General features: G+C 71.8%; 5 protein-coding genes and 3 tRNA genes. 2 read left to right on the top strand and 6 right to left on the bottom strand.

Going from position 1 to position 9,875, the window contains the following annotated elements:
* Window positions 1–51: 51 nt before the first annotated feature.
* From fxsT to ACZ5CW_RS18145, 6 genes are all read right to left on the bottom strand, one after another.
* A complete protein-coding gene (fxsT, locus tag ACZ5CW_RS18170; protein ID WP_468602360.1) occupies window positions 52–4,590 on the bottom strand; it encodes an FxSxx-COOH system tetratricopeptide repeat protein in 4,539 nt (1,512 codons plus the stop codon).
* Entirely contained in the window at window positions 4,590–5,711 is a 1,122-nt protein-coding gene (locus tag ACZ5CW_RS18165) for an AAA family ATPase (RefSeq protein WP_468602358.1), read from the bottom strand. Before ACZ5CW_RS18165 ends, fxsT begins: the two co-directional genes overlap by 1 nt.
* A complete protein-coding gene (locus ACZ5CW_RS18160; RefSeq protein ID WP_468602356.1) occupies window positions 5,708–7,162 on the bottom strand; it encodes a VMAP-C domain-containing protein in 1,455 nt (484 codons plus the stop codon). Before ACZ5CW_RS18160 ends, ACZ5CW_RS18165 begins: the two co-directional genes overlap by 4 nt.
* Before the next feature lie 297 nt (window positions 7,163–7,459).
* A tRNA-Ile gene (locus tag ACZ5CW_RS18155) sits at window positions 7,460–7,536 on the bottom strand.
* Between the two features lie 176 nt (window positions 7,537–7,712).
* A tRNA-Asn gene (locus ACZ5CW_RS18150) sits at window positions 7,713–7,785 on the bottom strand.
* Between the two features lie 6 nt (window positions 7,786–7,791).
* Window positions 7,792–7,864, bottom strand: a tRNA-Asn gene (locus ACZ5CW_RS18145).
* 158 nt (window positions 7,865–8,022) lie between these two features.
* Here ACZ5CW_RS18145 and ACZ5CW_RS18140 point away from each other — a divergent pair.
* On the top strand, window positions 8,023–8,328 hold the full coding sequence (locus ACZ5CW_RS18140; protein WP_468602354.1) for a YtxH domain-containing protein: 306 nt from the start codon (window positions 8,023–8,025) through the stop codon (window positions 8,326–8,328).
* Window positions 8,329–8,411: 83 nt separating this feature from the next.
* Window positions 8,412–9,851, top strand: coding sequence for an FGGY family carbohydrate kinase (locus tag ACZ5CW_RS18135; RefSeq protein ID WP_468602352.1), 1,440 nt, complete (start codon window positions 8,412–8,414; stop codon window positions 9,849–9,851).
* Window positions 9,852–9,875 lie beyond the last annotated feature (24 nt).

Here is a 9,875-nt window from a genome sequence, read left to right as displayed (position 1 = left end):
AGCCGGTCGGGCACAGGGCCCGACCGGCTCACCCACGACTGACCGGCCGGGCTAGAAGGGCACCGGGGCGATGTCGACCTCGGCCCGCTGGCTGCTGGCGGCGGCGGTGGTCGCCGGGTGGCTCTCGCCGAGCATACGGCGGAAGCGCATCAGGGTTTCGGTGTGCAGAGCCGTGGCCTCGTCCACACGGCCGAGCGCGCGCAGGTCGAGGACCACGTTGTTGGCACAGGCCAGCGTGGTCGGATGGTCCTCGCCCTGGTTCCGGGTCAGGATCTCCAGGGACCGCTGGTTCAGTTCCAGGGATTCCGCGTGGCGCTCGCCGGCGCTGTGCTGGTTGGCCGTGCCGATGGCCGCGGTCAGGGTGAGGATGTGCTCCTCGCCCAGCGCCTCGCGCAGGCCCGGCAACGCCGCCGCGAGGTGCTCTCCGGCGGCGTCGAGATCCCCCAGCTGGCGCAGGGTGATGGCCACGTTCGTCCGGGCCGACAGGGTGTAGGGGTGGGCGCCGCCGAGCTTGTCGGCGTAGCGTTCGACGGTCGCTTCACCGAGTTCCCTGGAGCGCCTCAGCTGGCCGTCCTGCCGCAGGTCGTTGACGAGGTTGGCCGCGCAGGCGACGGCGTCCGGGTGGGCGGCGCCGTAGCGGATCTCGAACTTCGACAACGCCTGTTCCGCGAGTTCCAGGGCACCGTCGTGGTCCCCCGCGCGCCGGCGGCACACCGCCAGGACACGCGCGCAGCTGACGCTGGCGGGGTTGTCCTCGCCGTAGTTGTCGACGTAGCGGGCGTAGACGCCCTCCTGGTGGGCGACGGCTCCCAGGTAGTCGCCGGTCTCGCGCAGGTCGATGGACAGACCGGTGAGGGTGCTCAGGGTGTCGAGGTGGTTCTCGCCGAGCGTGAGAGCGCGCAGCCGGGCCGTCTCCGTGTCGCGTTCCCAGGCCTCCTTGTACAGGCCCATGAGGCGCAGGCCGACGCCCAGGCTGTGGGCCGCGCGGAGCGTGGCGGGGTCGTCCTCGCCGAAGGCCCGCAGTGAGCGGTCGTAGACCGACCGGTTGATCTCCAGTGCCCGCGCCATCTCGGCCCTCAGCCGCAGGCCGCTGCACAGCTGGATGAGGGCGTCGAGGGTGCCCTCGTCGTCCTCGCCCGCGATCCGGACGTAGATGTCGGCGGTGCGCTGCATCATGTCGGCCGCTTCCTGGTACTCGCCGAGCACGCGCAGGATGAAGGCCAGCCACTTCGCCATCTCCAGGGTCTGCTGGTCCTCGGCGCCGAACTTCTCGGTCCAGATCTCCATCGCCTCGCGGGCCATCGACGCCGCGCCGTCGTGGTCGCCCCAGATGTAGAGGAACTCGATCATGCCGCGGACCAGGCGGCGTACCCAGGGCGAGTCGCATTCCACGGCCCGGGAGACCACCACATGCGGCATCAGCGCCTGGTAGCGCGGCCACAGCTCCCGTGAGCTGGGGCTGTTGGGGTTGGCGTCGGCGAGGAGCAGGTGCGCACCGTGCCGCATGTCCGCCTGCTGCTGCGGGGACATGCGGTTGACCAGCACCGCCTGGACCAGACGGTGCAGCTGGATGGTGTCGTGCCGGTGCTCGATACGGGCCAGCGCGTAGACGTTGATCTCGCGGATGGCCCGGCCGAGCTTGATCGGGTCACGCAGCGCCTCGTCCAGCTCGGGGGCGATGGTGGTGCTCCGCGCGTTGTTGAACAGACTCCGGGAGATCGGCTCGGGGGCGAAGAAGGACGAGACCTGGAGGAGCTGGAGCGCCGCGGGATTGCGCTGCTCCAGCTGGCGCAGCGAGACGTCCCAGGCCGCGGCCACCGACATCGGATAGTCCGGCGACGGAACCAGTTCGAGCATCAGTTCGGCGATCTTCTCGTTGATCAGCCGCAGGTACTCGGGCACGGACATCCCCGTGACCGCCTGCCAGGCCGCCGCCTGCTCGATGGCGAGCGGGAGGTCGCCCAGGGCCTCGGCGAGCCGGTCGGCGTCGCTGTCGCTCAGGTCGCGGGCGCGGCGGCGGAGCAGCGCCTTGCTCTCCTCGCGGGTGAAGACGTCGACGGACAGCGTTCTGGCCACCCGGTCCCATTCCTGGTTCCGGGAGGTGATGAGGATCTTTCCGGTGCCGCCGGTCGGGAAGTAGGGGCGTACGGCCTCGACGTTCTCGGCGTTGTCGAAGACCAGGAGCCATCGGTCGTACGGGTGGCCCCGGCGCAGGGCCTCGCGGACCGCGGGGACGGCGCGGTTGGCCTCAGTGCTCACGTTCAGGCCCAGCCGGTGGGCGAGTTCGGTGAGCGCGGTCAGGATCATCGTCGGCTGTTCGGACGGGATCCACCACACGACGTCGTAGTCGGACGCGTACCGGTACACGTATTCGATGGCGATCTGCGACTTGCCGACTCCGCCCATGCCGTGCAGGGCGTGGGGCAGCACGGCGGAGGTGTCACCGGTGACCAGCTGTTCCCGTACCTGTGCGAGCAGGTCCTCGCGTCCGACGAAATTGGGGTTGTTCGGAGGGACGTTGCCCCAGACGGCGGGCACGGCGCTGCGCGGCGGCTGCTGGAGCGGTTGCTGTGCGGTCGGACCCGAGACCTGTGTGCCATGTGACGAGGACTCAGCGTCCGGCCGCCCGGCGGGGCTCAGGACCGGAATCCCCTTGACCGGGGTCCGGTTCGCGGGAGCCCCGTCTTCACGCTGGTGCTGTTGGGCAGTGGTGTCGGTCATGATCAGGCCGTCCGTGTCGGAATTTATGTGTTCATTACTGACATCGTGGACTATCCGCTCCGTGTTCTGCGTGATCGACGCTCCAGGCAGAGCCCCTTCCAGGGCTGCGCTGATCCGTCGGGCGCGGAGCAGGTAAGGCCCTGAGAGGGCACGGAGAACAGCCAGTTCCACGCGCACGAACGGCAGGCTCTCCGCCGTCACCGGAGGATCAGGCACCTCTTCCGGTGCGAGCAGCGCACCGTGCAACCGACGGGCCGCCTCGAAACGGTCACCGTAGAAATCGGACACCGAACTCACCACCCGCGCGGTGTCCGCACGCATCGCGGCGGACAGCAGTTCCTCGCGCGCGCCGTCGACGAAGTCCAGGGGAAGGCGGGAGTCGTCACCCTGCGGTTCGCCGGGTGGGGTCTGTTCGAGCAGACCGCTCAGAAACAGCTCGGCCAGATGCACCGGTTGGGCCTCCGGCACCAACTTGCGCTGTACGTCCCGCACCAGGCGGGGTTCGAGGATCGCGGCGGCCAGATGGGTGGCCAGCCGGAAGGCGGTGGGCGTGGCGTGGCTGCGGAAGCGCCGGATGCGCTCCCGCACCGAGGGCGCCGGGGGTTCGTACGGGGGCTCGGGGACATCCGGTCCGGGCCGGCCGGGAACGCCCAGCAGCAGCACGGAGGCGTCGACCCAGCCGGGCTCCTCACCGGCCACGAGAGCGGCCCACCGGCCCAGCCAGTCGGCGTCCAGCTCCAGTACGGGGACGGCCGCCGTCCACTTGTCGGGGGGCGGGTCGAACGGGTCGCGCTGTTCGGCCGGGAAGTCCACGGACAGTTCGGTGTTGCGGGCCCCCGCGCGCGGGCTGTGCAGCCGTACCCGCCGGGGCTCCAGTGCGGTGCGGTGCCAGTCGCGCTGGGACAGCAGATGCACCACCGCCACCGGTCCGGCCGCCGACCACAGCTCCAGCGCCTTCCGGCCCGCCTCGGTCTGCCACAGCGGCCCCAGGCCGTCGGTCAGCACGAGGACGATCCGGCGACCCGTCTGGTCCATCAGTTCGCCGGGGACACCGACCCGCTCGTCGTCCGGGTTCGGGCCGAGCAGCACCGCCTCCTCGCCGCCGGGGCCCTCGCGCACGCCCAGCCGGCGCACCCGCACGTCACGGAAGGCCCCCAGCTGCTCCGCCACGGCGGTGAACTCGGTGATCGTCTGCTGCCAGATCACCATGGTCGCGTGATCGTCCACCACCAGCACCAGCTCGAAGCGGCGTTCGTCGGCCGACCGGGTGTAGGGCAGCCACAGGCCGTCCTCGGCGGCGTGCTCGGCGGTGGCCTCCTCGTCCAGCTCGATGTCGAACGCCGAGGGCACCACCTGCTTCAGCGGTCGCAGCCGGCGGCTGATCTCCGGCGCATCCCGCAGATCCGGCACCGGCGCGGCCTCCTCGGCCCGGACGTACGCGAACTGGAACTCCCGTTCGGTCCCGGACACGGACACGGCCGGTCCCCGCACCACGAACCTCAGCGGCTCCTGGACCAGGTCGGCCGCCGGCGCCGGTTGCGGCCGGGCGGCAGCGGCCCCCTCGTCCGTCGCGCGGTCCGCCGCTCCGTCCGGCGCCCGGTGGGACCCGGTGCGGTCCGTGTGCTCCGTGAGGTCCGCGTGGTCCGCCCCCGCGCCGCCCGCGTCGCCCGCGTCGCCCGGCCCGGCACCGTCCGCCGGCAGCCGTCCGGGCGCCTCGGGCAGCCCGGAGAGCCCCGACAGCGTCGACGGCCGGGGCTGTGGCGGACGGGTGGACGGGGGCAGCCGCGCCGCCAGCGTCTGGTACGCGTGCAGCCACAGCGCCTCCGCCAGCTCGAAGGGCTCCGGGTACCGACGCGGGTCCTCACCCATCAGGGCGCCCCCGACAGCTCACGCCAGAGAGCGTCCAGCAGCTCGCCCCAGGACTCGTCCTCCTCACGGACGCCGGCCGTCCGCAGGAAGACGGCGTTCAGCAACTGGTCGGTGGCCAGTCCGCCGCTCTCCCGGCTGCGCTTCACGAAGGCGCGGATCAGGGCGTCGTGCCGGCCGTCCTGGTCCCGGAAGTGGGCCGCGATCATGGCGGCGAGCTGGTCCTCGCGCGGTGGGGAGACATTCAGCCTGACGCATCGGCGGAGGAAGGCCGGCGGGAACTGGCGTTCCCCGTTGCTGGTGATGACGACGAACGGGAAGGCCCGGCACCGGACCCGGCCGTCGGTCACCGTGACCGTGCCGTCCGGGTCGTCGGTGAACACCTGCGCCTGCCCCTCCTGCTGGCGGGCGCGGACCAGCTCCGGAATGTCGTACGAGCCGTTCTCCAGTACATGGAGGAGGTCGCTGGGCAGGTCGATGTCGCTCTTGTCCAGCTCGTCGATGAGCAGGACGCGGGGCAGCTCGTACGGCAGGAGGGCGGTGCCCAACGGGCCCAGCCGCACGAAGTCCCCGATCCGTGGCCCCCCGCCGCTGCCGCCGTCCGGGGCCGGCCCGGCCGCGTCGTCCGGTGCGCCGGAGGGCACCGGGCCTCCGGCCGGGCCACGCGCGAGGGAGGCCTGGGCGCGGCCGATGGCGTCGTACTCGTACAGGCCGGAGCGCAGGGTGCTGCGGGAGGTGATGCCCCAGTGCAGCACGCGGCCGAGGCCCAGCTCGCGCGCGACGAGGTAGGCCAGGGTCGACTTCCCGATGCCCGGCCGGCCCGTCACGAGCAGCGGACGGCGCAGCAGCAGGGCCGTGTTGATCATGTCGATGTCGTGCGGGTTCTGCCGGGGGGTGGCGCGGCCCACGGCCCCGATCCTGCGGTCGGTCCCGGCGCTCTCGGGGGGCACGGGCGGCAGCACCGGGCCGCCGTCGAAGTTCCGCCAGGCGGGCGGCGGGGGCAGTATGTCGGCGAGGCGGATGTCGGTCAACGGCTGCCCGGTGCCTCGGTAGATCCACCAGCTGCGGCTGCTGACGGACCCTCCGTTCCCGGCGCTGTGGACCGGGTGATGGACACCGCTCATGACTCCCCCTCGGCGTTGTGTCCGCCCCGCGCGCTCCCGGGATCCGCCCCGGGGGACGACCAGTCGACGATGCGGTTCGGGTCGTCGAAAAGCACCGCGAGGTGGCGGCCTGCGTGCGCGTCCCGGTGCGAGGCGGCGGCGGTGGCCGCTTCGTTCCGCAGTTTCTGGACCCGCGCAGGCAGTTCGATGGCTTTTCCTCTGATCAGCTTCTTGACCCGTCTTCGGAACTCTCCCGGCGGTGCCGGCCGGCGGTCCCAGACCGCCAGGGGCACCCCGGCGCGCAGGGCGGCCTCCAGCGAGGCCTGGCTGCCGCCGGGTCCCGGCAGCGGCGGCGCGTTGAGCGCGACGGAGACCAGCCGTTCGTCGGCGGTCAGCCTGCTGGTCCACTGGACGGGGTCGTGGCCGCGCCGCCCGGTGGTGTCCCAGTGGCAGACGATGCCGGCGTCCTCCATCATCTGCTGCCAGCGGTTGTGCCAGCGCCGGTGGAACTCCCGGGCCCGCATGCGCTCGAGGCTGCGCAGGACCACCGGATAGCTCAGGCACAGGGCGGTCGCGGAGGAGGACTGCGAGGCCATCGGCAGCCACTCCATCGGGTGGTTCAGCAGATGGAAGGGCAGCACGAATTCCAGCACCGGCCGGCCGGGGCGGCCGGCCCACTCCTTCTCGGCGTGGACGACCAGTCGCTCCACGGTGGCCTCCACGTCGCTCAGGGCCACGAGCTGGTCCTCTCCACGCTCCGGCCGCCAGGGCCCCGGCCGTATCTGCCGCCAGTGGGACAGCAGATACCGGTCCGGGCTCATCCCGTGTCTGCTCAGCTGGATAACGAGGCAGGCGGGAGCTGGTTGTGCCGCCGGGCCCTGGACGATCTCCGCGCGCAGCGCCTTGAGCTGCGCGCCCAGACCCAGCTTGGCCGCCTGGGCGTCGTTCCAGGTCCGCAGGCCGTCGGCGACGGGCCGGTGGACGTCGGATTCCTCGAGCGCCGCGAGCACGTGCTCGACCAGTGCCATCACGGGGAGCAGGCCGTCGGCGCGGGCGTTGACCCCGGCGAGGAAGTCGAAGGCCTCCCGGAGGGTGGACACCCGCTGGTCCTGGAGGGTCACGTCACCCGCCGCCGCGTACAGCAGACCGCGCACGTCGAGATGACGGACCCGGGCCAGCAGCGAGTGGACCTCCTGTAACTCGGCTTCCGACAGGACCGCCAGCACCGGGGAGGCGACGACGAGTTCCCGGATCCTGAGCACGGGAGTGGAGTTGGGTGCGTAGTCGTGCAGCGTGGCGACCAGCTCGGGCAGCCCGCGCGGCTCCTGGAGGCAGGCGCGGACGATCTCCAGCATCTCGAGCCGCGTCCGGCCGTGTCGCCGGATGTTGCCTAACTCGGGTAACCGGCTCGCCAGCATACTGATCAAGAGATCGCGCCCCTCCGGTGCATCGAGTCCCGTCACCGCGCACATCTGATCAACAAGTTCACGCTCTAGTCCTGGCGTGTGACCGCCATTTCCGTCGCTGTACAAGCGTCCCCCCGTCTCGGCCGCGGCCTCCCAACTCCTCATCGGAGCGGGGTGGTCCGGGCTCCGCCGCACTGCTTCCAGGGTATGGCGCGGGCCTGACACGTCGCCACCCTGTGCAGCGGCCGGATGCCACCGGGTCACCTTGTGGCGCACAGAAGAAGCGCGGGCCGGGATGACTCCCGGCCCGCGCTTGATCACACTGTCTCTCGCAGGTCACATCGTTTCTGCACCTGTGGTGTCTGGTGGGGCGGGTGGGACTCGAACCCACGGCCGACGGATTATGAGTCCGCTGCTCTAACCGGCTGAGCTACCGCCCCATAGCGGCGTGTCGCGTACAAGTGTGCGCGCCGTCTGCCGCAGCATAGCCGCTCATACGATCTCCTGCTTCGGATGGTCGGCTTCTGCGCTGCTCACGCCCTTGAGGACATCACCGCAGGCGTGGCGGTTCCCGCGGACATGAAAAAGGACCCCGGAGGGGTCCTTGTTCAGCGTGCTCCCCCGACTGGACTCGAACCAGTAACCTGCCGGTTAACAGCCGGCTGCTCTGCCAATTGAGCTACGGAGGACCGAAGCTCCCCCGACTGGACTCGAACCAGTAACCTGCCGGTTAACAGCCGGCTGCTCTGCCAATTGAGCTACGGAGGATCGCCTCGATTGCATCGAACGTACCTACCTGGGTATTCGCCAGGGGGCGGGCGTTCGCTGCGACACATACATTAGCGCAAGCAGGGGGGTGCTCCGCCAATCGGTACCCCCGGCGCCGACGCCGCACCAAAGACCTAGGCAAGGGAAGGGTGGCCGCCATGCGCTACCGGCTCACGTTCGTCGCCGGACTGGCCCTCGGTTACGTACTCGGCACGAGGGCCGGTCGCGAGCGCTACGAGCAGCTGAAGAAGTCCGCTCAGCAGATCGCGCAGAACCCCGCCGTCCGCAACACCGCCGAGACCGCCGCCCAGCAGGGCCGCGTCTACGCCGGCAAGGCCTTCCACACGGTCAGCGACAAGGTCGGTGACCATGTCCCGGCCTCGGTGGCCCAGCGCGTCCGCACCCTGCGGGAGCGCAACATCAACGGAACGCCGGAGGACGACTGGGGCACCAGCAACACCTAGGCGCGCCCGCCGGCGACCGCCCGGGGACGACGACCGGGCGCCCTCGGCCGAAGCAGGCGCGGCGGTACGGCAAAATTCTCAGCATGGGGATAGTCGCCGGCTTGGACAGCTCACCGGACTTCACGCGCATCGTGGTCTGCGATTCGGACACGGGTGCCGTGCTCAGGCAGGGGTATGCCCCGCATCCGATCGAGGGACGCCCGAGCGACGTCGACCCGCAGGCCTGGCTGCTGTCCCTGGGCGAGGCCGCGGGGGGCGGCCTGCTCGAGGGCGTACAGGCCATCGGCGTGTCCGCGCAGCAAAACGCGCTGGTCCCGCTGGACGCCCAGGGCAACACCGTGCGCCCGGCGCTGACCGGCGGCGACAAGCGGGCGCAGGTCGCGGCGGCCGACCTGGTCGACGCGCTGGGCGGCCGGGAGGCCTGGGCGCAGGCGGTCGGCAGCGTGCCGCAGGCCGCCCAGCCCGTCACCAAGCTGCGCTGGCTCGCCAAGAACGAACCCGAGAACGCGCTGCGCACGGCCGTACTGCTCCAGGCCCACGACTGGCTGGTGTGGCAGCTGCTCGGGCGGCCCGTGCGGCGGACCACCGACCGCGGTGGCGCCTCGGGCACCGGGTACTGGTCCGCGGCCACCGGCGCCTACCGGCCCGACCTGGTCGAGCTGGCCCTCGGGCACCAGGCGATCCTGCCCGAGGTGATCGGCCCGGCGGACGCGGCCGGGACGACCCCGGAGGGGCTGCTGATCTCGGCCGGGACCGGGGAGACCATGGCCGCCGCGTTCGGTCTCGGTATCGGGCTCGGGGACGCGGTCGTGTCCCTGGGGGCGTCCGGGTCCGTGATGGCCGTGCACCCGGAGGCGCTCGCCGACCAGTCCGGGATGATCACTTCCCTCGCCGACGCCACCGGGATGCACCTGCCGGTCGTCACCACGCTGAACGCCGTACGGACCCTGCGCGGGGCCGCCGAACTCCTCGGGCTGCCGGATCTGGAGAGCCTGTCCGAGCTGGCGATGAAGTCCACGCCGGGCTCCCACGGGCTGGTGCTGCTGCCCTACCTGGAGGGCGAGCGGACGCCGAATCTGCCGCACACCGCGGGGACGCTCGCCGGGCTGCGCCGCGAGTCGATGAAGCCCGAGCACCTGGCGCGCGCCGCGTTCGAGGGCATGCTGTGCGGGCTCGCCGACGCGCTGGACGTGCTGCGCGGGCGGGGCGTGGACGTGCGGCGGATCTTCCTGCTCGGCCCGGCCGCCGAGCTGCCCGCCGTGCAGGCCGCGGCGCCCTCGCTGTTCGGGACGCAGGTCGTCGTACCGCAGCCCGCGGACTACGCGGCGATCGGCGCGGCCCGGCAGGCCGCGTGGGCGCTCGGCGTGTCGCAGGGCACACTCGACCCGCGCACCCCGCCGGCCTGGCAGGGCGCGGCGGCGCAGGTGCTGGAGCCGGGCGAGGAGCTGGCGGTGGGGCAGGCGGTGCGGCAGCAGTTCACGGCGGTGCGGGAGCAGACCCATCCCGGGGCGTTCCAGCAGTAGGGCCGCGGCGCACGCGCACCCGTG

It is taken from the genome of Streptomyces sp. NPDC031379, assembly GCF_055569615.1.
The sequence above is the reverse complement of the archived record's forward strand: the minus strand, read 5'-3'. Positions and strand labels throughout refer to the sequence as shown.

Coding starts and splice junctions, on each gene's coding strand:
- fxsT (WP_468602360.1), bottom strand. CDS start 4,590: ATGGGTGAGGACCCGCGTCGGTACCCGGAGCCCTTCGAGCTGGCGGAG.
- ACZ5CW_RS18140 (WP_468602354.1), top strand. CDS start 8,023: ATGCGCTACCGGCTCACGTTCGTCGCCGGACTGGCCCTCGGTTACGTA.
- ACZ5CW_RS18165 (WP_468602358.1), bottom strand. CDS start 5,711: ATGAGCGGTGTCCATCACCCGGTCCACAGCGCCGGGAACGGAGGGTCC.
- ACZ5CW_RS18135 (WP_468602352.1), top strand. CDS start 8,412: ATGGGGATAGTCGCCGGCTTGGACAGCTCACCGGACTTCACGCGCATC.
- ACZ5CW_RS18160 (WP_468602356.1), bottom strand. CDS start 7,162: ATGTGCGCGGTGACGGGACTCGATGCACCGGAGGGGCGCGATCTCTTG.